Source organism: Roseobacter sinensis, assembly GCF_025755255.1.
GTDB lineage: Bacteria > Pseudomonadota > Alphaproteobacteria > Rhodobacterales > Rhodobacteraceae > Roseobacter > Roseobacter sinensis.
Genome location: NZ_JALIEB010000008.1, coordinates 59,229 through 80,680, shown reverse-complemented (window position 1 = coordinate 80,680; position 21,452 = coordinate 59,229). Strand labels below are relative to the sequence as shown.

Here is a 21,452-nt window from a genome sequence, read left to right as displayed (position 1 = left end):
GGCTCAGGCGTTGCCCTGGCCGGAGAACCGCGCTGCATCCGCGGCTGCGCGTCGGATCGCGTTCGATTTATGCACCGTTTCCTGATACTCCAGCTCGGGGTCGCTGTCGTAGACCACGCCGCCACCCGCCTGGATATAGAGCGTCTGGTCCTGTACAACGGCGGTGCGCAGAGCGATGCACATATCCATGTCGCCGCCCGCGCTGAAATACCCCACGCCGCCGCCGTAGATGCCGCGTTTCTCAGGCTCCAACTCGTCGATGATCTCCATGGCGCGGACCTTGGGCGCGCCCGAGACGGTGCCCGCGGGCATGCCCGCGAAGAAGGCATCAAGCGCGTCCTTGCCCGCATCGAGCTCGCCCACGACGTTGGAGACGATGTGCATCACATGGCTGTAGCGCTCGACGATGAACTCTTCGGTCGGGCGCACGGTGCCGATCCTGGCAACGCGGCCCACATCATTGCGGCCCAGATCGAGCAGCATCAGATGCTCGGCCAGTTCTTTCTGGTCAGCCAAGAGGTCCGCTTCCAATGCCCGGTCCTCCTCGGGCGTCGCACCACGCGGGCGTGTGCCGGCGATGGGGCGGATGGTGACCTCATTACCGAAAACCCGCACGAGGATCTCGGGGCTTGCGCCGATGACCTGAAAGCCGCCGAAGTTGAAATAGAACATGAAAGGCGAGGGGTTCGTGCGCCGCAGCGAGCGGTAGAGCGCGAAGGGATCCTGCCGGAACTCCTGCCTCCAGCGTTGGGCGGGCACCACCTGGAAAATGTCGCCCTTGCGGATGTAGTCCTTCGCGGTCTTCACCGCTTGCTTGTAGCCCTCGTGGGTGAAGTTGCTCACCGGGTCGCCGGGGGGTTCCGCATCGCCGAGATCGCGTGTGGCCATGGGCATCGCGCGCTCCAGATCGCGCACCGCGTCCATCACCCGTTCGGCCGCCTGAGCGTAGGCCGCACGCGCAGATTGCCCGTCGCTGACCCAGGCAGGCGAGACCACGGTGACCTCGCCCTTCACACCATCCAGCACCGCCACAACCGAGGGGCGCAGCATCACCGCATCGGGCAGGCCCAGCGGGTCGGGGTTGATGTCGGGCAGATGCTCGACCAGCCGCACCATGTCGTAGCCGAGATAGCCGAAGAGACCAGCTGCGGCCTGCGGCAGGTCATCTGGCAGCTCGATCCGGCTTTCTTCAAGCAACGCGCGCAGCGTGTCGAGCGGATTGCCGTCTTGCGGCGCGAAGGCCTCTGCGTCATAGCGCGCGGCACGGTTGATCTCGCTCTGATCGCCATGGCAGCGCCAGATCAGGTCAGGCTTCATCCCGATGATCGAGTAGCGCCCGCGCACCTCGCCACCCGTCACCGATTCCAGCACAAACGCGTCTTTCTGGGCGCCGGTGAGCTTCAGCATCAATGACACCGGCGTGTCGAGATCCGCGGCCAGCCGCGTGTAGACGATCTGGTTGCGGCCCTCCGCATAGGCCGCCTCGAACCTGTCGAACTCGGGGGTCAGAGCCATTGTCAGGGGAAGTTCACGTGAACCGCTTGCAGTGCCTGCGGGTTGATCTGCGGATTGGCGCGCAGGACCACGTCTGCACCGTAGATCTCGAAGAGATCCTGCGCGAGCGCCTGATTGGCCTGCCCGGTCAGCTGGGTGCGCAGCGCGGTGGTGTCCTCATCCTCCTGCGGGGCTTCGATGGCATCGAGTCGCACCACCACGAGGGCGCCATCCTCCGGCAGCACGGAGACGTCACCCGCGGACATCGTGAAGACCTCTGCCATGAAGTTGGCCGGTGTGCCGCCCACGAAGTCGCTGCGCAGCAGCCCATCCTCGCGCATGGCATCCATGCCGACCTGCGCGAACTCGGCCCCGTCGGAGAGTTGCGGCAGCTGCGCCTCGACCTGTGCGGTCAGCCGCGCCTCGGTCTCCGCAGCGCGCCAATGCTCCAGCACCGCATCGCGCACGTCCTCGAAGGGGGCCGGCCGCGGCGGCAGGACGGCATCGAGCCGCAGGGCAAAGAGCCCGCCATCTTCCAGCTGTGCGATCTCGGGGAAGTCGTCCGCACTTACCGCCTGGGCCGCGCGCCGGAAGGCTTCATAGGCAGCGATGTTCTCGGTGCTCTCGCTGGTCCAGTCGACCTGGGCCAGCACCATGTCGGTGTCGGTGGCAAGCTCCTCCAGCGTCGCGCCGCCCGCCAGCAGGTCATCGAGCGACTCCGCCTGCGCCTCGACCAGGCGGCGTGCCCGGTCAGCGGCGACTTCAGGCCGCAGGATCGCCTCGGCCTCCTCGAAGGGGACGAATTGCGCCGGCAGTACCGCGTTCACGCGAAACAGGGCAGGCCCGAGTGAGCTCGGCAGCGGCCCCACCACATCGCCGACCGACGCCGCGAAGACCTCCGCACCCGCCTCGCCCAGATTGGCTTCGGTCACGTCGCCCAGATCGATATCCGCAAGGTCGAGGCCGCGCTCCGTCACCAGCGCCTCGAAGGCCTCGCCCTCGGCAATTCTGGCGGCGGCGGCAGCGGCGCTGTCCTCGTCGAGATAGGCGAGCCGCTCGACCAGACGCCGTTCGGGCTGGTTGAACTCCGCGTCGCGCAGCTCATAGGCTTCGCGCAGGTCGGTCTCGGAAATCTCGACCTGATCGACCATCGCATCGGGACTCAGCAGCGCATAGGTGATCTGCTTGGTCTCGGGCAGGGTGAAATCGTCGATATTCGCATCGTAATGGGCGCGCAGCGTCGCTGCGTCGGGCTCCGCGATGGGCTCCGCCAGATCCGCCTCGTCGAGCCGGGCCCAGGTGAAGCTGCGCCGCTCGGCGACATAGTTGATCAGCGTGTCGGCGTAGGCTTCAGGCATCACGACCCCGCTGATGATCGCGCCCTGCATCAGCGTGCGCGACACCTCCTCGCGCAGCTGTGTCTCGAACTGCGACTCCGAGATGCCATTCTGTTCGAGCGCGAACCGATAGCCTTCCCGGTCGAAGCTGCCGTCGACGCCGCGGAAGGCCGGAATCTCGAGTATGCGGTCGCGCAGGTTCTCGTCACCGATCGAAAGCCCGATCTGCGCGGCCTCGTGATCGAGCGCGCGCTGCGCCACGATGCGCTGCAGAACGGCCCGGTCGAGCCCGATGGCTTGCGCTTGTGCAAAGGGAAGGATCTGGCCGGTCTGTTGCTGTACCGCCTGGATTTCCTGCTGCAACTGGCGCGCGTAGTTGTCGACGGAGACGGGCATGTCACCCACCGTCCCGATGCTGCGGATGTTGCCCGTCAGATTGGTGGCCCCGAAGCCGCCCAAGGCGATGATGAGCAAGCCCAGCAGAACCCAGACAGCGGTTTTCGAGATGCTTGAAGAGCCTTTGGCCATGTCACTCCCTTGCGCGGTCGCACCTGTCACAGTCGCGGTTCTGTCTATGCGCAGCGGGCGCGGGGGGCAAGGGCCCTCACAGGCGGGGATCGAGCGCCTGAAGCCGGTCGAACAGCACGCCGATCCCGGCCCGGTCGAGGTTGGCGAAGGCGATGCGCAGTTGCGCCCCCCCGCTTGGATCATCGGCAGGGTAGAACATGGTCCCTGGCAGGCAGAGGACGCTCTGCTCCCGGACCAGATATTGGGCGAGCGCGTCGGATGCCATTTGGACCGGGTGTTGCATGTAGGCGAAATAGGCGCCAAGCCCCAGCAGGCGCCAGCCGCGCGCCTCCAGCGGCGCGAAGCCCTCGGAAATGGCGGCCCGGCGCGCGAGGATCTCGGCACGTTCGCCGGCCAGCCACTGGCGCAGGTTCTGCATGCCCCAGAGTGCTGCGTGCTGGCCGATCTGGCCGGGGCAGATCGCGACCGTGTCGAGGAACTTCTCCACCTCGGCAAGACGCGCTGCACTTGTGGCCAGAGCGCCGACCCGATGCCCGGTCAGGCGATAGGCCTTCGAGAAGGAGTAGAGGTGGATCAGCGTCTCGGGCCAATCGGGATCCTGAAAGAGATCATGCGGTGCACCATCCAGAGCGTGAAAGTCGCGGTAGGTCTCATCGAGGATCAGCGCGATCCCATGGCGCTGCGCCAGCGCAAAGAAGGATCGGATCAGCGCGGCAGGGTATTCGACGCCGGCGGGATTGTTGGGTGAGACCAGCGCAATCGCCCGGGTTCGCGGCGTGATCAGCGCTTCCGCTGCCGCCGGGTCGGGCAGCAACGCCGCGTTGGTCTTCAGCGGCACGCTCTGCACCCCGGACATGTCGAGCCACATCTTGTGATTGAAGTACCAGGGCGTCGGCAGGATCACCTCGTCCCCTTCGGCGCAAAGTGTCGCGACCGCGGCGGCAAAGGCCTGGTTGCAGCCGGATGTGATTGCGACCTGACGGTCCAGAACCTCACCACCATAGATCCGCACGGTTTCGGCTGCGAGCCCCGCGCGCAGCTCGGGCAGCCCGAGCACCGGACCATAAAGATGCGCGTCATCGCGCTTGAGCGCCACCTCGGCCATGGCCTGCCGCAGGGCGTCGGGGGGCGGATCGACCGGCGCCGCCTGGCTCACGTTGATCAGCGGACGCTCTGGCGGAAAGGACACGCCTTCGAGCCAGCGCCGGGCCTCCATGACGGGTGGGGCGAAGGTGGCGGCGGTGCGCGTCATGCTCATCGGTCAGGTCCTGTCGATAGGGCGGGTGCCTCCGGCGGGGATATTTTGGGCCAAGAGAAAGCGAACGCCCTCTGCTTCTTCTGGCCAGAAATATCCCCGCCGGAGGCAAGAAAACTCTTTTGCGGATCAGTCTGTGCCGCGATAGGGTTCGACATATTGCAGCGCCATGTCCCAGGGAAAGAAGATCCAGGTGTCCTGGCTGACCCCCGTGATGAAGGTGTCGACCTTCGGCTCGCCCTTGGGCTTGGCGTAGACGGTGGCAAAATGGGCGTGCGGATACATGCTCCGCACCACTTCCAGCGTCTTGCCGCTGTCCACCAGGTCGTCGACGATCAGAATGCCGGTGCCGTCCCCCATGAGCGTGTCGTCAGGCGCCTTCAAGACCTTCGCGTCCGACTGCTTCTGGTGGTCGTAGGACTTGATGGAGATCGTATCGACCGTGCGTATATCGAGCTCGCGCGCCACGATCATCGCGGGCGCCATCCCGCCGCGGGTGATCGCCACCACCGCCCGCCAGGCGCCGCTGTCGGGGCCCTGGCCGTCGAGCCGCCAGGCCAGCGCGCGGCTGTCGCGGTGGATCTGGTCCCAACTGATATGAAAGCCCTTCTCATGGGGCAGGCGGCTTGGGTCTTTTCTCATCGTCTTACCTTTCAGTCAGCAGCCGCACACCAAGAGCGCCGAGCAGCGTGGCTGCGATGCGGTCCAGAACCGGTTTTGCGCTCATGTACCCGCGTCGCGCCGGTGCGCTCGACAAGAAGAGCGCGATGAGGCCGTAAAAGACGACCTCCAGCACAAAGTGATTGATGACGATCAGCGCGATATCGGCGCCCGCGAGCCCCTGAGGAAAGACGACGACGATGACGGCCGCCGCAAAGAGCATCGACTTGGGATTGCCTGCATTGATCAGAAGGCCCGAAAGAAATGCACGCCCGGTTGGCCGCTGGGTCTCGCCCACGGGATCGCGGGCATGCCGCCAGGTCTGAACGGCGATCCAGATCAGATAGAGGGCGCCGCCGATCTTCAGGATGGTGTAGGTCCAGGGGAAGAGCCGGAAGATGGCTTCGAGCCCCAGAAGGGCCGCCAGTGTCCAGCAGGCGGCCATCAGTCCGAGACCCACGCCGGTGGCCATGCCGGCGGCGCGCCCGGCGGCCACGGTGGTCTTTATGGCATAGAGCAGGGCGGCGCCGGGGCTGGCCAAAGCGGCCAGCAGGACGAGATTGAAGGCGATGAGAGAGTCGATGGTCATAGCTTACCCCGCTGCGATGCGCGCTCCGAAAAGGCCGAGAATAGCGCCGAAACAGCGCTCTGCCCTTGTCTTGATCCGGGCGTAGAGGCGCCGCGGCCCGCTGCGTGAAAATACCAGCGCCAGGCAGGCGTACCAGCCTGTCTCGACCACAAAGATCACCGTGAGGATCATGGCCGCGTCCTGCCAGGTCATGCCCTGCGGAATGATCCCGGTGAAGACGGCGGCGAAGTACGCCAGCGCCTTGGGGTTCGCCAGATTGCACCACAGCCCGAGCCAGATAGCCTGTCGCCCGCTGCGGGGCGTGCTTGCGCCCGCTTCTGGCAAGGGTTCTGAGGCGTGGCGCCAGAGCGAGATCCCGATCCAGATCAGGAAAAGCCCACCAGCGACACGCAGCCCGGTCTGGACCCACGGCATGAGCTCAAAGACAAGCGACAGTCCGGCAAGCGCCGCCATTGCCCAGAGCAGCACGCCCGTCGTCAGGCCGAGGTTCAGAATGAGGGCCGGGCGCAGGCCTTCGCTCGCTGCGGTCCGGATCGTCAGAACCGCCGCGGGGCCTGGGCTCATCGCGAGCATGAGCTGCAAGACTGCCAGACCTGCAAGTGCCGCGAGCGTCATTCCTTGGCCATGTCCGGTGCGTCCACCGCCTTCATGCCGACCACGTGATATCCGGCGTCCACATGCAGGTTCTCACCGGTGGTGCCCGAGCCCAGATCCGACAGCAGGAAGAGTGCGGCCTTGCCGACATCTTCTGTCGTCACATTGCGGCGCAGGGGCGAGTTGTACTCGTTCCATTTCATGATGTAGCGGAAATCGCCGATGCCCGAGGCCGCCAGTGTCTTGATCGGCCCGGCGGAGATGGCGTTCACGCGGATGCCGTCCTTGCCCAGATCCTCGGCCAGATACTGTACCGAGGCCTCAAGTGCTGCCTTGGCCACTCCCATCACGTTGTAATGCGGCATCACCTTCTCGGCGCCGTAGTAGGTGAGCGTGAGGCAGGAGCCGCCATTGGTCATCAGCTTCTCGGCCCGCTGCACCACGGCGGTGAAGGAATAGACCGAGATGTCCATCGACAGCGCGAAATTGGCGCGGCTTGTGTCCACATAGCGCCCGCGCAGCTCATTCTTGTCGGAAAATCCTATGGCATGGACGATGAAATCCAGACGGCCCCAACGCTCCTTTAGCGCCTCGAACAGCGCGTCGATCGACGCCTCATCACCCACATCGCAGGGCAGCACGATGTCGCTGCCAAGCTGTGCCGCCAGCGGATCCACCCGCTTCTTCAGCGCCTCGCCCTGGTAGGAGAACGCAAGCTCCGCGCCCGCCTCCGCACATGTCTTCGCAATCCCCCAGGCAATGGACTTATCGTTCGCGAGCCCCATGATAAGGCCGCGCTTTCCCGCCAGAAGATTGTTTCCCATGGAAGTCCCTCGGAGTATGGTACGGTATTTATACTCATCGACCTTTAGGCGATTGCGCGAGCACCATCAAGGCGGCTCCAGGGATGCGGCAGGATGCCCCTTGACCTTTCGGCGTGTTCCACCACTTGCTGCATCGACCGATGAGTGAGGACGATATGGACAGCAGACGCGGCAAGTTCGATGGCGATGATCCGTTCGAGATCGCCCGGCGCTGGCTGGGCGAAGCGGAAGAGACTGAGCCGAATGATGCCAACGCCATTGCGCTCAGCACCGTCGATGTGGACGGGCTGCCCAATGTGCGTATGGTGCTGTTGAAGGAGATCGAGGCGTCGGGCTTCGTCTTCTACACCAATTACGAAAGTGCGAAGGCGGGCGAGCTGGACAGCGCTGGCAAGGCGGCCTTCGTGATGCACTGGAAGAGCCTGCGCCGCCAGATCCGGGTGCGCGGGCTGGTCGAGAAGGAAGACGGGCCGCAGGCCGATGCCTATTTCGCCACGCGGTCGCTGAAGAGCCGGCTTGGCGCCTGGGCCTCCAGGCAGTCGCAGCCGCTCGCCAGCCGGGCCGCGCTCATGGCGGAGGTTGCCAAGGTGACCGCCACGAAAGGGCCGAACCCGCCGCGTCCGCCGTTCTGGGGCGGCTTTCGGATCCGTCCGGTCGAGATCGAGTTCTGGGCCGACGGCGAGTTCCGTCTTCACGATCGCTTCGTCTGGCGACGCAAAACCGTGAACGACAGCTGGTCGGTGACCCGTCTGAACCCCTGAGACAGGAAAAAATCCGCGGTCTCAATAACTCACTGTTTGTCAGACCAAGGGAATCTGTGCATAGATCGGATGTGCCTTTCATTTTCAGGCATTTACGGGTGGTAATTCAACCTCAGCTAGAATGGCCGGAAAAATCCCGGCTGCCGGACACTTGTTCGGGATGCATTTCGACGTTAGGCGAGGAAATTCAGCCCGACTTTCTTGTTTCAACTTGAAACATGAAAGTTAATTCGCGCAAGACTGTGCTAGAAGGCCGTACGACGACTGAAAGAAGACGAGTGAGCGATAACGAAGACATATCTTCCCCGGTGACGGGTCTGGTTAAGTGGTTTGATCCGGTAAAGGGGTTTGGCTTCGTGGTTGCGGACGCGGGCGGTCCAGATATTCTTTTGCATGTGAACGTCTTGCGCAACTTCGGGCAAAGCTCCGTTGCGGACGGTGCTCGGGTTGAGCTGAAAGTGCAGAAAACCGAGCGCGGCGTGCAGGCGACCCAGGTTCTGGCGCTGATGCCGCCGCAGGCGGGTGAGTCGGTCGGGCTCTCCGATATCGCGGCCCTCGATCCTGCCATCGTCGCCGCTGCCCCGCTGGAGCCGGCCCGCGTGAAGTGGTTCGACAAGGGCAAGGGGTTCGGCTTTGCCAATGTGTTCGGACGGCGCGAGGATATCTTTCTGCATATGGAAGTGCTCCGCCGGTCCGGATTGTCGGACCTCGCACCGGGTGAGGCGCTGGCGTTGCGGGTGATCGAAGGCAAGCGCGGCCACATGGCGGCGGAAGTCTTTGCCTGGGAAGCAGCCCTCGACGCGCCAAGCGCATGAGGCTTTGGCTTGCGGCCTGGCTGTGCCTTGCTGCACAGGCCGTGGCCGCGCAAGAGTGCCGCACCGACACTGTCTATCTGAAAGGCGAATGGGGTGAGGCCCGCTTTGCGGTGGAAATCGCCGATGATGACGCCGAACGCGCCCAGGGTCTCATGCACCGCGAGCATTTGCCATCCTCCGCGGGCATGCTGTTCGTCTACGAGCAGCCACAGCGGCTGTCCTTCTGGATGCGCAACACGCTGATCCCACTCGATCTGATCTTCATCGACCAGACCGGCCGGGTAAAAACGGTGCATCATTCCGCACAGCCGCTCGATGAAACCCCGATCCCCGGTGGGCCCGACCCGCTGACCCACGTGCTCGAGATCAACGGCGGTCTGGCCAGGGCGATGGGCATCGCCGAGGGCACCTTGGTGCGCCATCCGACATTTTCTTCCGAGACATCGGAATGGCCCTGTTAGGGCTTTTCAAAACCGCACGCCCCGTCTAAAGAGAGCGGCGTCGGAGCGTGGCGCAGCCTGGTAGCGCACCTGTTTTGGGTACAGGGGGTCGGAGGTTCGAATCCTCTCGCTCCGACCATATCGGATTTCCTCATGGCCCGTTATCTGAGAAGCGCCTGCGCCTTGCGCAGGCGAACGGCAACGGCGCCTTTGGGCTCACGGCGCGCGGCCTGATCCAGCATCGCCCGCACCCGCGTTGCATAGACCGGATGCTGCCGGGCCAGTTGCGCCGCGCCATAGAGCGACCAGGCTTTGACAAGCAGCTTCGTCGCGGTGGCGCCCACCTCGACGCTGCGGAAGACCGCTTGCGCCGATGGCTCTGGAATGGGCAGATGATCGGTGCACTGAAGGAGGTGCAACTGCGCTTCCCACGAAGAGAATTCGGGCAGCTGCGCATAGAGTGTGCTCCGCAGCGGCTCGGGGAAATCGCTTTGCCCGCGCTCGCAATGGTGCTTGATCAGCCAGGTGCCGGCCGTCTCGGTTTCGGGATGCGCACAGGCCGCCACCAGATCGGTGACGAAATCAGGGGCCGCGCGATGGGCCTGGTAAATCGCCGCAAGCGCTGCTGCGGACTTTCCGTCCCAGCGCCGCATCGCCGCCTGCAAGGGCTGGGCGGTATCGGCAGGCACGGTCTGTGGATCGGTCGGCATGCGCAGAGTGTTCCGCGCGTCGCGCCATCTTGCAAATGGGAATCAGCGTCGAAAACCAGAATCAACCGACCCATACGTGAGCGAATAGGTCATCAGCGCAGGATACAATATCTGGTAGAAGTGTCGGGGCGGATTGGCCTTCCTCACCATATATGGGGAGGGCCGGAGATTGGAAATCCGCGCATCGTCGCAAAACTGTAACACTTCGTGAGCTGCTTGCCTTGCAATCTCATGGTGCGGCCTTTGCCTCGGACGTCCATTCCCCTTGCCGGGCTCCGATGTGGACAATTTCACCTGACGCCTCAGCCGCGCAGGCTAAGCGGTCCAATCCATTTGGAAAAAGACGTCCCGCTTGTTGCGGGCTCGGATGTCCGGTTCTGGGGATATTAACCCCCTGTTAATTTATTGAATCACGCCAGCGGGCGGTCTGACCAAAACGCCAGTTACGTCAAGTGAGGAAACTTCAAAAAAACTCCAAAAATTTCGTTGACCGAATAGGGCAAGATACGTCAGGTTGTGGAGGCCGAAGATGACGCCACAACATATAGTGGTCAACACGCAGAGGCGGATCGACGGGACAGGGGCTACAGACGACAGATTATCGATCTGATCCGCGGGCGGCGCGGGCGGTTGTGTCGCCGCCGCACATGAGAGCTGTGCGTCTGATCCGCGGCAAAGGGCTGGAGCGGGGCTGCAATGACGGCGCCGAACCGAGAGATAAACATGCTGAACATGAGGCAGCGATAAAATGAAGATCGAACGGAAATTCACAAAAGCCGGGCAGGACGCTTATGCAGAGCTCGATTTCGTCACCACATCCTCCGAAATCCGCAATCCGGACGGGACCGTCGTGTTCCGGCTTGATGAGGTCGAGGTCCCCGGAAGCTGGAGCCAGGTTGCCAGCGATGTGATCGCGCAGAAGTACTTTCGCAAGGCGGGCGTGCCCTCCAAGACCCGCAAGGTCAAAGAGAAAGGCGTGCCCGAGTTCCTGTGGCGGTCGGTCCCGGTCGACGGCGCGGAAATGGGCGGCGAGACCTCGTCCAAGCAGGTCTTCGACCGTCTCGCGGGAGCCTGGGCCTACTGGGGCTGGAAGGGCGGCTACTTCTCCTCCGAAGGCGATGCCCGCGCCTACTTCGACGAAATGCGCCATATGCTCGCCAGCCAGCGCGCAGCGCCCAATTCGCCGCAGTGGTTCAACACCGGTCTGCACTGGGCTTACGGCATCGACGGGCCTGCGCAGGGGCACCACTACGTCGACTACAAGACCGGCAAGCTGACCAAGTCCAAGTCCTCCTACGAGCACCCGCAGCCGCATGCCTGTTTCATCCAGTCGGTTGAAGACGACCTCGTGAACGACGGCGGGATCATGGACCTTTGGGTGCGCGAGGCGCGGCTTTTCAAATACGGCTCCGGCACCGGCACGAATTTTTCATCGCTCCGCGGAGAGGGCGAGAAACTGTCGGGCGGCGGCAAATCGTCCGGTTTGATGGGGTTCCTCAAGATCGGGGACCGCGCCGCCGGCGCCATCAAATCGGGCGGGACCACCCGGCGCGCCGCCAAGATGGTGATCGTCGATGCGGACCACCCCGACATCGAGGATTTTATCAACTGGAAGGTCATCGAAGAGCAGAAAGTGGCGAGCATCGTCGCCGGCTCCAAGATGCACGAGCAGAAGCTCAACGGTCTCTTCGAGGCGATCAAGACATGGGACGGGGCTGAGGCCGACGCTTACGACCCCACCAAAAACGACGCGCTGAAGACAGCCATTCGCGCGGCGAAAAATGTCTCAATCCCAGAGACTTACGTCAAGCGCGTGCTCGACTATGCCAAGCAGGGCCACACCTCCATCGAGTTCCCCACATACGATACCGACTGGGACTCGGAGGCCTACAACTCCGTCTCGGGCCAGAACTCGAACAATTCGATCCGGGTGACGAACGCTTTCCTCACCGCGGTCGAAAAGGACGCCGATTGGGAGCTGATCAACCGTGTCGACGGCACAGTTGCCAAGGTGGTCAAGGCCCGCGACCTTTGGGAGCAGATCGGCCACGCCGCCTGGGCCTGCGCCGATCCGGGCATCCAGTACCACGACACGGTGAACGACTGGCACACTTGCCCCGAGGACGGCGCGATCCGCGGCTCCAACCCCTGCTCGGAGTACATGTTCCTCGACGACACGGCCTGTAACCTTGCGTCGATGAATCTGCTGACGTTCCTGCAGGACGGCGTGTTCCAGGTCGAGGACTACATGCACGCCACGCGCCTCTGGACCGTGACGCTGGAAATCTCGGTGATGATGGCGCAGTTCCCGTCGAAAGAGATTGCGCAGCGCTCCTACGACTTCCGCACCTTGGGTCTGGGCTATGCGAACATCGGCGGTCTGCTGATGAACATGGGCTATTCCTACGACAGCGACGAGGGCCGCAGCCTCTGCGGTGCCCTGACCGCGATCATGACGGGCGTCAGCTATGCCACGTCCGCCGAGATGGCGGGCGAGTTGGGCGCCTTCCCGGGCTATGCGAAGAACGCGCAGCACATGCTGCGGGTGATCCGCAACCACCGCACCGCGGCGCACGGCAAGGTCGGCGGCTACGAAGAGCTGTCGGTCATGCCCGTGCCGCTCGACTACATCAACTGCCCCGATGCGCGGCTGATCGAAGTGGCGCGCGGCGCCTGGGATCAAGCGCTGGAGCTCGGCGAGACGCATGGCTATCGCAACGCGCAGGTCTCGGTGATCGCGCCCACGGGCACCATCGGTCTGGTGATGGATTGCGACACGACAGGCATCGAACCCGACTTCGCATTGGTCAAATTCAAGAAGCTCGCGGGCGGCGGCTACTTTAAGATTATCAACCAATCCGTGCCCGCAGCCCTCGAAAAACTGGGCTATGACTCGGCGCAAATTGAAGAAATCGTATCTTATGCGGTCGGGCACGGCACCATCGGCAATGCGCCGGGGATCAACCATACCTCGCTCGCCGGGCACGGCTTTGGTGCCAACGAGTTGGCCAAGGTGGATGCCGCACTGGCGCAGGCCTTCGACATCCGCTTTGTCTTCAACCAGTGGACGCTGGGCGAGGAGTTCTGCACGCAGGTGCTCGGCATCCCGGCGGCAAAGCTGAATGATCCGACCTTCGATCTGCTGCGGCATCTGGGCTTCTCGAAGGCCGAGATCGACGCGGCGAACGATCACGTCTGCGGGACCATGACGCTGGAGGGTGCGCCGCATCTGAAGGAGGAGCACCTGCCGATCTTCGACTGCGCCAACCCCTGCGGCAAGAAGGGCAAGCGCTTCCTGTCGGTGAACAGCCACATCACCATGATGGCCGCGGCGCAGAGCTTCATTTCCGGTGCGATCTCCAAGACGATCAACATGCCGAATGACGCGACCATCGAGGATTGTCAGGCCGCTTACGAGCTGTCGCACCGCCTTGGCGTGAAGGCCAACGCGCTCTACCGCGACGGCTCTAAACTCTCGCAGCCCTTGGCCGCCGCTCTCGTCGAGGATGACGAGGAGGCACAGGAGGCGCTCGAGACCGGCTCGATCCAGGAGAAGGCCACCGTGCTGGCCGAGAAGGTGGTCGAAAAAATCGTGGTCAAGGAGATCGTCCGCAGTCACCGCGAGAAGATGCCGCAGCGGCGCAAGGGCTACACTCAGAAAGCCATCGTCGGCGGGCATAAGGTTTACCTGCGCACCGGTGAGTATGAAGACGGTAATCTCGGCGAAATCTTCATCGACATGCACAAGGAAGGTGCTGGGTTCCGGGCGATGATGAACAACTTCGCTATCGCGGTTTCAGTGGGGCTCCAATATGGCGTGCCGCTGGAGGAGTTCGTCGACGCCTTCACCTTCACCAAGTTTGAGCCCGCGGGCATGGTGCAGGGCAACGAGACGATCAAGAACGCGACCTCGATCCTCGACTATGTGTTCCGGGAACTTGCCGTCAGCTACCTCGATCGTACAGATCTGGCGCATGTGGCGCCCGAAGGTCACAGCTTCGACGATCTGGGCCGCGGTGAAGAGGAAGGCGTGAGCAACGTCAAGGAGCTCTCCGAGACGGCGGCCACCAAGTCCTTGGAAGTGCTGAAACAAATCAGCTCGACCGGGTATCTGCGCAAGCGCCTGCCGCAAGAGCTGGTGGTGCTGCAAGGCGGCCAGCAGGGCTTCGCGGAGGAGGCAGTCTCCTTCGAGGGGCTCGCGCCTGTCTCCGAAGGCAGCGTTGCGGTCGCGATGGCCACCACGGCGGTCTCCAGCGGCTCGGTCAGCATGGACGCCCGCACGAAAGCCAAGATGCAAGGCTACGAAGGCGAAGCCTGCGGCGAATGCGGTAACTACACATTGGTGCGAAACGGCACCTGCATGAAATGCAACACCTGTGGTGCCACGTCCGGGTGTAGCTGAGGAAAACGCGCCCTCCGGGGGCGTGTAGGGGTGGCGGTTCTGCCAAAGGGCAGGCCGCACCCCGACGAATACCGGTAAGGGCAGGGTGGGACCTTGGCCTACCAGTTACCCAGCGGGGCAGGACTCCGCAGGTTTTCTTGAGAAAACCCGCTCTGTCCTGCTCCGTGAGAAATCCTTGGATTTCTCACGGGACAAGGGGCGGGTGCGCTCGCCTCCGACGACGTTCAGGCCGCAGGCAGAACAATACCGAGCGGTTAACATATTGAGCCTGAACGGCGAAACTCAAGTGGGGGGCCTCGGCCCCCCGTTTTTTTGGGAAAAGGTGGCCTGAAAGCCCACCTGACCTGCCGGTGTCTGACCTCGGGGTTGGCAGGTGGGGTGGGCTTTCAGGCCACCCCTGTCGCCTCAGAACAGCTCGGAGACAGGCGCTTTCTGGGGGATGCCCATCTCCGCCCGCAGCTTCGAGCGGGCGCGCGCAAGACGGGACATCACCGTGCCCAGCGGCAGGCCGGTGCGCTCTGCCAGAACGGCCGGGCTGCTTTCCCCCGCCGCAATCATGTGGATCAAATGCGCTTGCGCTTCGGGCAGCTTCTCGACCGCTGCGGCCAAGTCGGCGCAGGCCATGCGGGCGGGGGCGGTGGGTGGCACAGCGGCGTTCTCCTCTTCCAGGGGATCGGTTGGCCGGTCCGCACGCCAACGCTGCCGCGCGAGGTTGCGTAGGATGGTCATCGCGTAGCGGTCGATGTTGTCCACCTCCGCCCCTTTGCGCAGCGCCGCCCAAAGCTTCAGCGCGGTCTCCTGGGCCAGGTCGTCTGCATCGCTTTTGCTATCGCTCAACCGTCGCGCACGCCCTGCGAGACGGGACAGCAAGGCGTCCAGATCGTATGCAGTCTCGTATGTTGGGTCCATGTCGGGCTCCTTTGCGTGGGACCAACGCCAACATGGCAGCTCTGTTCCGGCGTACCAGACCGGGGCTTTTTGCCGATGGTCCATTTCGACCCTTTTTCGGCAACGCGCCGCCGCTGCCCGAGGCGGCAATCGGCGGGGAATGGCGCGCGCGGGAAATGCCGCGCTGCGGCGCGGACGGAACGGCGCTTTCGCGCATCTACTCCAGTGAGGCGCAGAGCAGCGCCTTGGACACTTATGTTCGAACCAAAAAATGGGAGTACCCAAATGAAACTGATCACCAAAACCACGGTCGCATCCATCGTTCTGTTGTCGGCCACAGCGGCCTTCGCACAGCTCGCAGCGGACGCGAATGGCGATGGCGTTCTGACAATCGATGAGGTCCAAGCAGTGTACCCTGACATTTCTGCCGAGTCCTTCACCACCATGGACCTGAACGCGGATGGTGCGCTGGACGAAGCCGAGGTCCAAGCCGCGCAGGAAGCCGGCCTGATGCCGGCCTAAGGAGCCAGCCGGCCTGAGCAGAGCCGGATTATATTTTTAGTCACAGGCGCTCAGGTCGCGGATGCCCGGTTTCTCCCCCAAGAGCCGGGCATCCTCTATTCAGGCGGGCAGGTGTATGGCGAACCGTGCCCGGATCGCGGCGTCAAGCGTCTCGTCGAACCGCGCCGCCGCGCGCTGGGCCAGGATCTCATGCTTGCGGGCCGTCGCCTTTTCCACGAGATCGGGCTTGCCCAATTCGTCCCATTCCTTGGGTGAGGTGCGGTCCCCAAAGGTGGGGTAGACGTGATCCTGCTGCATCCGTCCCAACGTTTGTTCCGTCCCCAGGTAGTGGCCCGGCCCGCCGAGGCAGACCTCGCGGATCTGGTCGACGGCCAGCGTCTCGTCATTGACCTCGATCCCCCGCACGCAGCGCAACGCCTGGCCGATCAGATCGTCACCGAGGATCAGCGACTCGTGGCAGAACCCCAAGAGAGAGGCATGCATGCCGGCAGCCTCATAGACCATGTTGAGCCCGGCGAGCCCCGCCATCACGTTCGAGCACATCTGCTCCCAGCCGGCCTGCATGTCCGGCAGTTTGCTGTCAGCGATGCCCGCCGCCGCACCGCCCGGCAGGTCGTAATACTTGTGCATCTGGGCGCAACCGGCCGTCAGCAAGGCCTGCTCGCCCGAGCCGCCCGTCATGGCTCCTGTGCGCAGGTCGAGCCCGAAGGGCCAAGTGCCGAAGACCGCCGGGTGGCCGGGGCGCACCGCGTTCACATAGACCAGCCCGGCGAGGCATTCGGCGACAGCCTGAACGATGGCGCCGGCCACGGTGGAGGGCGCGGTGGCACCCGCCATACCGGCCGAGAGCAGCAGCACCGGCATCCCGGCCTTGATGCAGGCCTCCATGACCTCGCAGGACTCCGTGGCGAACTTCATCGGCGGCACCACGAAGCAGTTCGTGTTGCTGACAAAGGGCCGGGCGCGCCAGGCGTCCTCGCCGCCGGCGATCATGTGCAGCAGCTCCACGCCGTGTTTGACGAAAGCCGGATCGCTGAAAGAGGTGCCAATGTGCTTGGTGGTGCCCGCACAGCAGGCGTAGATGGAGTTCACATCCATCTCCAGATTGTCGGTGATATCGCGGCAGACCATCGGGCGTTGCACGAAATGGATGTTCTGGAGCGTATCGGCAATTCGCGCGGCGTCGTGCAGATCCTGCACGCCGCATTCGCGATAGCTGCGGCCATCGACTTCGACCAGATGCACCGCCGCACCTGCGGTGCCATAATGCACCCGGGTTCCAGAGAGATCGAGGTCATGCTCAGGGTCGCGTCCGCAGAGGGTGATGGACCGGTTCGCACGGGCAATCGTGTCCTCCACCAGCGCGCGCGGGAAGCGGATGCGACCGTCGGCGCCTTGGGTGGCGCCCGCGCCGGTGAGATAGGCAACGCCGGAGGCAGGCGCATCGGCCAGACCGATCTCCTCCAGAGCTTGCAGCGCGGCCCCGTGGATATTGTCCATATCGGTGGCGGTCAGCGGAGCATAGGTGCCGCCCGAGAGGCCGGGGCGGATCGGACGCAGATGTGTGGCAAGCGGTGCGGCGCGGGCGGCGCGCCGGGCCGCCCGGCCACCGCTGCGGGACGTGGTACGTTGTATCATAAATATGTCCTGAATCGTGGGAGATGGGGCGGATGACGGCCTATCGCGCGACAGGCCGTCCCCGTGCCGCACGCCCGCGCTCTGCACCGATGGTGCGAACAACCAGTTTGATCTTGCTCAGATCGTCCTGCATGGGCAGCGGTCCTCTCCTCCGAAGTGAAACATGCCGTGACTTGGAAGAACCGGTCAATCGCATTTGCGACCCCGTGTCGTTTTCAGCACTTTCCGCACTTTTAAGTGCGGCAGAGGAACGCAGCAAAGACCTGCCGATCATTCCGCGGCGTGTCGGTCGATTTGAGCCTGTTTCCGCCACTTCACTTTTGATTGATCGCCCAGGCATTGAACCAAACCGCTTAGTTCACAGTTATGCCTGCAAGGACGGCCTGCGACGTCGTCCGGGATCCCAGAATAAGGACATGACAATGAAGACGTTTTTGAGTGCAGCAGCCGCGGTCGCCGCGACATCCCTTATGGCAGTCCCCGCTCTGGCCGGTTCGCTGGATGAACCGGTTGTCGAGCCCGTGACAACCGCACCTCCGCCCGCACCTGTTTACACGGGAGGCGACTGGACAGGCTTCTACGCCGGTGCGCAGTTCGGTAACCTTGACGTGGACGGCGAAAATGGTCTCGCCGGCGTTGGCGGGGACGACACCACCTACGGTTTGCACGCCGGTTACAATTATGACTTCGGCACATGGGTCGTCGGTGGCGAACTCGACTATGATGATGCCAGCGTCGATCTCGACCCAGGCGATGCCTCGGTCGACTCCGTCTGGCGCGCGAAGCTCCGCGGCGGCTATGATTTCGGCCGCACCCTGCTTTATGCGACTGCGGGCTGGGCTGATCTGGACACCTCTGTGGGCAGCGACACGGGCGAATTCTACGGCCTGGGTGTGTCCTACAAGGCGACCGAGCAGTTCATCGTGTCGGGCGAATATCTGATGCATGACTTTTCCGACATTGGTGCGCCCGGCGTCGACGCCGAAGCTGACACCTTCACAATCCGGGCATCCTGGCAGTTCTAACTGCCCACTCCTCCCCCCCGGATCGGAGCCCGGCACCTCTCCCGGTGCCGGGCTTTTCTTATGCCGCGCGCCGCTCCGCATGTCTGCAGAGCGTCTCGAGGGCTTGCCGGAAGGCGGCGTCTTCGATGGTCATCGCCACGCGGATGTGCCCTGCCGCCGAGGCACCGAAGCTCTCGCCGGGCATGACGGCGATGCGATGCGTGTCGAGCAGATCATAGGCAAAGGCCTCGCCGGTCATGCCGGTCGCGCGCACGTCCAGCATCAGATACATCGCCCCCTGCGCGGGGATCAGCCCGACGGTATTCTGCCGCGCGATCACCTCGCGCGCGATCTCTCGTCTCCGCCGGAAGGGGGCTGCGATCTCCGCCTCGAAACGCTCTCCTCGTGTCAGGGCAAATTCACTGGCGTCCTGGATGTAGCCGGGCACGCCGTAGGTTGTGTGGGTGGCCAGCGTGATCAGATCGGCGATGACCGCCTCGGGCCCGACGATCCAACCACAGCGTGACCCGGTCATGGCGTGCGATTTGGACATCGACCCCACGACCAGCGTGCGCTCGGCCATCCCGGGTAGCGCGCGGGGCGAGACGTGCCGCCCCTCCCAGACCTGCGTGTCATAGACCTCATCCGAGATCAGCCAGAGGTCATCCTCCCGGCAAATCTCTGCAACGACGTTCAGCGTCGCGTCGGAATAGACCACGCCGGTGGGGTTGTTCGGCGTGTTGATCAGCAATGAGACAGCGTTGGCCGAGTGCGCGCGCAAGGCCTCGGCGCGCGGCTGGAAGGCATCCTCGGCCCGCGTCCGGATCGCCTGCGGTACCGCGCCCGCCCCGCGCAGCGTGCCGGGATACGTGGCGTAGTAAGGGTCAATATAAAGCGCGGTGTCGCCCGGATCGCAGGCGGCCATATGCGCCGCAAAGAGTGCCGCTTGCCCGCCTGGTGTGATCACCACGTTGTCGCGCGTGGTCGGCACGCCCGTGCGCGCCTGCACGCGGGCCGCCACCGTATCGCGCAGGGACGCCGTGCCCGGCACTGCCGCATAGCCCGTGTGGCCGCCGATGGCGGTGCGGTGCATCTCCTGCAGGATCGGGGCCGCAGTGCGCACGTCATGCTCGCCGATCGTCAGCTCGGTCACGGCGATGCCTTGGGCGATCATCCGGCGGGCTTTCAGGAAGACATCCCAGCCGTCCGAGCCACCACCCGTCAGTCCCCTGATCCGCTCAGATTGCCGCATGGCTGCCTCCGTGTCGCTTGGGCGCAGGGGTGCAGAGGCCGTTTGATTCGTCAATCAGCCTTGACCGGGCCCGTCGCGTCGGGCTAGGGAAGGCGCATGACCCAGAACACGCTCATTTGCTGTCTCATTATTTGCTGATCGCACCCCGCGGGCAGTTTTCGGTCGTTTCCAACCCTCCACAAGATTGCTCAGCCCGCGTCACCTCCGCGCAAGGACGCCTGTCATGACGACACTCAAGCTCTACAATACGAAGTCCCGGTCGAAGGAGGTCTTCACGCCGATCGATCCCGAGAATGTGCGTATGTATGTCTGCGGGCCGACGGTCTATGACCGCGCGCATTTGGGCAACGCGCGGCCCGTGGTGGTCTTCGACGTGCTCTTCCGGCTGCTGCGGCACCTCTACGGCGCGGAGCATGTGACCTACGTGCGCAATTTCACGGATGTGGAAGACAAGATCAACGCCCGCGCCGCCGAGACCGGCCGGCCGATCGGCGAGATCACCGAAGAGACCATCGGATGGTATCTCGAGGACATGGCGGCGGTCGGTGCGCTTCCGCCCACCGAGATGCCGCGCGCGACGCAGTACATCCCCCAGATGGTCGCGATGATCGCCGATCTGGTGGCCAAGGGCCATGCTTATGAGGCCGAGGGCCACGTGCTCTTCGCCGTGGAAAGCTATGCCGAGTATGGTGCGCTCTCGGGCCGGACGGTCGAGGACATGATCGCCGGTGCCCGTGTGGAAGTCGCGCCCTACAAGCGCAACCCGATGGATTTCGTGCTGTGGAAGCCCTCGTCCGACGATCTGCCGGGCTGGGACAGCCCCTGGGGAAGGGGCCGCCCCGGCTGGCACATCGAGTGCTCCGCCATGGCGCATGACCTGCTGGGCGAGCGCTTCGACATCCACGGCGGCGGCATCGACCTGCAGTTCCCCCACCACGAGAACGAGATCGCACAGAGCCGCTGCGCGGGCCACGATTTCGCGAATGTCTGGATGCACAACGAAATGCTGCAGGTCGAGGGCAAGAAGATGTCCAAATCGCTGGGCAACTTCTTCACCGTGCGCGATCTGTTGGATCAAGGTGTCCCGGGCGAGGTGATCCGCTTCGTGATGCTCTCGACGCACTACCGCAAGCCGATGGACTGGACGGAGAAAAAGCGGGAGGAGGCGGAGAAGACGCTACGCAAGTGGCGAGGGCTCGTCACGGGCATCGAGCCCGCGCCGAGCCCGGCGCCCGAGGTGATCGCTGCGCTTTGTGACGATCTGAATGTGCCGGGCGCCATTGCCGCGTTGCACCGATTTGCGAACGACAATGATATAGAAGAATTAGCTGCATCGGCATCTATGCTTGGATTGTTAGGCAATGAGTTGGCCAGTTGGCCGACAATGGACCCGGTTAGTGACCAGATAAGAGACGCTGTTGGGGACATTATTGCAATTTGGTCAGACAAGCGTCGGAACAAGAATTGGAAAGAAGCGGACGCAATTCGGGATTGGCTTCTCGAAAAAGGTATCCGGCTGGTTTCACACAAAGGAAAAATGCATGAATGGCGGCATGAAAATCCTGACATGTCTGATCCGGATAACAGGCGTTTGAAAGCAAGCGAATTGGAAGCTTTTAAGGAGGCCCTGAAATGACCGCCCTCCAACCGCAGGACAGCCCCCGGCCGCGGGTGGGGGGGAAGCCCCCGCCCGGGGGGGCGGTCGGGGGCTGTCCAGGCCGTTGGCCCGGACGGGAAAA

The 21,452-nt window shown here is 63.7% G+C and carries 18 protein-coding genes and 1 tRNA gene; 8 read left to right on the top strand and 11 right to left on the bottom strand.

Annotation, left to right across the window (positions count from 1 at the left end):
• Positions 1-3: 3 nt before the first annotated feature.
• From trpE to fabI, 7 genes are all read right to left on the bottom strand, one after another.
• Entirely contained in the window at positions 4-1,515 is a 1,512-nt protein-coding gene (gene trpE, locus MUB52_RS13230; RefSeq protein ID WP_263844701.1) for an anthranilate synthase component I, read from the bottom strand.
• 2 nt (positions 1,516-1,517) lie between these two features.
• Positions 1,518-3,359: a peptidyl-prolyl cis-trans isomerase gene (locus MUB52_RS13225; RefSeq protein WP_263844700.1), complete on the bottom strand. Its 1,842-nt coding sequence runs from the start codon at positions 3,357-3,359 to the stop codon at positions 1,518-1,520.
• Positions 3,360-3,435: 76 nt separating this feature from the next.
• Entirely contained in the window at positions 3,436-4,617 is a 1,182-nt protein-coding gene (locus MUB52_RS13220) for an aminotransferase (RefSeq protein WP_263844699.1), read from the bottom strand.
• A 126-nt stretch (positions 4,618-4,743) separates the two neighbouring features.
• Positions 4,744-5,256: a xanthine phosphoribosyltransferase gene (gene gpt, locus MUB52_RS13215; protein WP_263844698.1), complete on the bottom strand. Its 513-nt coding sequence runs from the start codon at positions 5,254-5,256 to the stop codon at positions 4,744-4,746.
• A 4-nt stretch (positions 5,257-5,260) separates the two neighbouring features.
• Entirely contained in the window at positions 5,261-5,863 is a 603-nt protein-coding gene (locus MUB52_RS13210) for a LysE family translocator (RefSeq protein ID WP_263844697.1), read from the bottom strand.
• Positions 5,864-5,866: 3 nt separating this feature from the next.
• Positions 5,867-6,478 carry a LysE family translocator gene (locus MUB52_RS13205; RefSeq protein ID WP_263844696.1) on the bottom strand — a complete coding sequence of 204 codons (612 nt, stop codon included), beginning with the start codon at positions 6,476-6,478 and terminating at the stop codon, positions 5,867-5,869.
• Positions 6,475-7,281 (bottom strand): enoyl-ACP reductase FabI, encoded by an 807-nt coding sequence (gene fabI, locus MUB52_RS13200; RefSeq protein WP_263844695.1) that lies wholly within the window; start codon positions 7,279-7,281, stop codon positions 6,475-6,477. The genes MUB52_RS13205 and fabI overlap by 4 nt, the downstream gene beginning before the upstream one ends.
• A 155-nt stretch (positions 7,282-7,436) precedes the next feature.
• On the opposite strand from fabI, the gene pdxH reads away from it, so the two are divergent.
• The 4 genes from pdxH (at position 7,437) to MUB52_RS13180 (ending at position 9,436) form a co-directional block, all read left to right on the top strand.
• Positions 7,437-8,042 carry a pyridoxamine 5'-phosphate oxidase gene (gene pdxH / locus MUB52_RS13195; protein WP_263844827.1) on the top strand — a complete coding sequence of 202 codons (606 nt, stop codon included), beginning with the start codon at positions 7,437-7,439 and terminating at the stop codon, positions 8,040-8,042.
• Between the two features lie 278 nt (positions 8,043-8,320).
• Positions 8,321-8,857 carry a cold-shock protein gene (locus MUB52_RS13190; protein ID WP_263844694.1) on the top strand — a complete coding sequence of 179 codons (537 nt, stop codon included), beginning with the start codon at positions 8,321-8,323 and terminating at the stop codon, positions 8,855-8,857.
• On the top strand, positions 8,854-9,318 hold the full coding sequence (locus MUB52_RS13185) for a DUF192 domain-containing protein (protein ID WP_263844693.1): 465 nt from the start codon (positions 8,854-8,856) through the stop codon (positions 9,316-9,318). The genes MUB52_RS13190 and MUB52_RS13185 overlap by 4 nt, the downstream gene beginning before the upstream one ends.
• Before the next feature lie 41 nt (positions 9,319-9,359).
• Positions 9,360-9,436 (top strand) — tRNA-Pro (locus MUB52_RS13180).
• A 22-nt stretch (positions 9,437-9,458) separates the two neighbouring features.
• Here MUB52_RS13180 and MUB52_RS13175 read toward each other — a convergent pair.
• A complete protein-coding gene (locus MUB52_RS13175; protein WP_263844692.1) occupies positions 9,459-10,007 on the bottom strand; it encodes a hypothetical protein in 549 nt (182 codons plus the stop codon).
• A gap of 748 nt (positions 10,008-10,755) precedes the next feature.
• Here MUB52_RS13175 and MUB52_RS13170 point away from each other — a divergent pair.
• The gene (locus tag MUB52_RS13170) at positions 10,756-14,409 is read left to right on the top strand and encodes a vitamin B12-dependent ribonucleotide reductase (protein ID WP_263844691.1); all 3,654 of its coding nucleotides are present in this window, start codon (positions 10,756-10,758) and stop codon (positions 14,407-14,409) included.
• 405 nt (positions 14,410-14,814) lie between these two features.
• Here MUB52_RS13170 and MUB52_RS13165 read toward each other — a convergent pair whose 3' ends face one another.
• Positions 14,815-15,318, bottom strand: a complete 504-nt coding sequence (locus MUB52_RS13165) for an RNA polymerase sigma factor (RefSeq protein WP_263844690.1) — start codon at positions 15,316-15,318, stop codon at positions 14,815-14,817.
• Positions 15,319-15,582: 264 nt separating this feature from the next.
• Between MUB52_RS13165 and MUB52_RS13160 the strand changes: the two genes are divergently transcribed.
• Positions 15,583-15,819, top strand: a complete 237-nt coding sequence (locus MUB52_RS13160; RefSeq protein ID WP_318527430.1) for an EF-hand domain-containing protein — start codon at positions 15,583-15,585, stop codon at positions 15,817-15,819.
• A gap of 99 nt (positions 15,820-15,918) precedes the next feature.
• Here MUB52_RS13160 and MUB52_RS13155 read toward each other — a convergent pair whose 3' ends face one another.
• Positions 15,919-17,457 (bottom strand): trimethylamine methyltransferase family protein, encoded by a 1,539-nt coding sequence (locus MUB52_RS13155; protein ID WP_263844689.1) that lies wholly within the window; start codon positions 17,455-17,457, stop codon positions 15,919-15,921.
• A 173-nt stretch (positions 17,458-17,630) separates the two neighbouring features.
• Between MUB52_RS13155 and MUB52_RS13150 the strand changes: the two genes are divergently transcribed.
• Positions 17,631-18,482 carry an outer membrane protein gene (locus MUB52_RS13150; RefSeq protein WP_318527429.1) on the top strand — a complete coding sequence of 284 codons (852 nt, stop codon included), beginning with the start codon at positions 17,631-17,633 and terminating at the stop codon, positions 18,480-18,482.
• A gap of 58 nt (positions 18,483-18,540) precedes the next feature.
• Here MUB52_RS13150 and MUB52_RS13145 read toward each other — a convergent pair whose 3' ends face one another.
• The gene (locus tag MUB52_RS13145; protein WP_263844688.1) at positions 18,541-19,713 is read right to left on the bottom strand and encodes a pyridoxal phosphate-dependent aminotransferase; all 1,173 of its coding nucleotides are present in this window, start codon (positions 19,711-19,713) and stop codon (positions 18,541-18,543) included.
• A 223-nt stretch (positions 19,714-19,936) separates the two neighbouring features.
• Between MUB52_RS13145 and cysS the strand changes: the two genes are divergently transcribed.
• Positions 19,937-21,349 (top strand): cysteine--tRNA ligase, encoded by a 1,413-nt coding sequence (gene cysS, locus MUB52_RS13140; RefSeq protein WP_263844687.1) that lies wholly within the window; start codon positions 19,937-19,939, stop codon positions 21,347-21,349.
• Positions 21,350-21,452 lie beyond the last annotated feature (103 nt).

Coding starts and splice junctions, on each gene's coding strand:
- trpE (WP_263844701.1), bottom strand. CDS start 1,515: ATGGCTCTGACCCCCGAGTTCGACAGGTTCGAGGCGGCCTATGCGGAG.
- MUB52_RS13225 (WP_263844700.1), bottom strand. CDS start 3,359: ATGGCCAAAGGCTCTTCAAGCATCTCGAAAACCGCTGTCTGGGTTCTG.
- MUB52_RS13220 (WP_263844699.1), bottom strand. CDS start 4,617: ATGAGCATGACGCGCACCGCCGCCACCTTCGCCCCACCCGTCATGGAG.
- gpt (WP_263844698.1), bottom strand. CDS start 5,256: ATGAGAAAAGACCCAAGCCGCCTGCCCCATGAGAAGGGCTTTCATATC.
- MUB52_RS13210 (WP_263844697.1), bottom strand. CDS start 5,863: ATGACCATCGACTCTCTCATCGCCTTCAATCTCGTCCTGCTGGCCGCT.
- MUB52_RS13205 (WP_263844696.1), bottom strand. CDS start 6,478: ATGACGCTCGCGGCACTTGCAGGTCTGGCAGTCTTGCAGCTCATGCTC.
- fabI (WP_263844695.1), bottom strand. CDS start 7,281: ATGGGAAACAATCTTCTGGCGGGAAAGCGCGGCCTTATCATGGGGCTC.
- pdxH (WP_263844827.1), top strand. CDS start 7,437: ATGGACAGCAGACGCGGCAAGTTCGATGGCGATGATCCGTTCGAGATC.
- MUB52_RS13185 (WP_263844693.1), top strand. CDS start 8,854: ATGAGGCTTTGGCTTGCGGCCTGGCTGTGCCTTGCTGCACAGGCCGTG.
- MUB52_RS13175 (WP_263844692.1), bottom strand. CDS start 10,007: ATGCCGACCGATCCACAGACCGTGCCTGCCGATACCGCCCAGCCCTTG.
- MUB52_RS13170 (WP_263844691.1), top strand. CDS start 10,756: ATGAAGATCGAACGGAAATTCACAAAAGCCGGGCAGGACGCTTATGCA.
- MUB52_RS13165 (WP_263844690.1), bottom strand. CDS start 15,318: ATGGACCCAACATACGAGACTGCATACGATCTGGACGCCTTGCTGTCC.
- MUB52_RS13160 (WP_318527430.1), top strand. CDS start 15,583: ATGAAACTGATCACCAAAACCACGGTCGCATCCATCGTTCTGTTGTCG.
- MUB52_RS13155 (WP_263844689.1), bottom strand. CDS start 17,457: ATGATACAACGTACCACGTCCCGCAGCGGTGGCCGGGCGGCCCGGCGC.
- MUB52_RS13145 (WP_263844688.1), bottom strand. CDS start 19,713: ATGCGGCAATCTGAGCGGATCAGGGGACTGACGGGTGGTGGCTCGGAC.
- cysS (WP_263844687.1), top strand. CDS start 19,937: ATGACGACACTCAAGCTCTACAATACGAAGTCCCGGTCGAAGGAGGTC.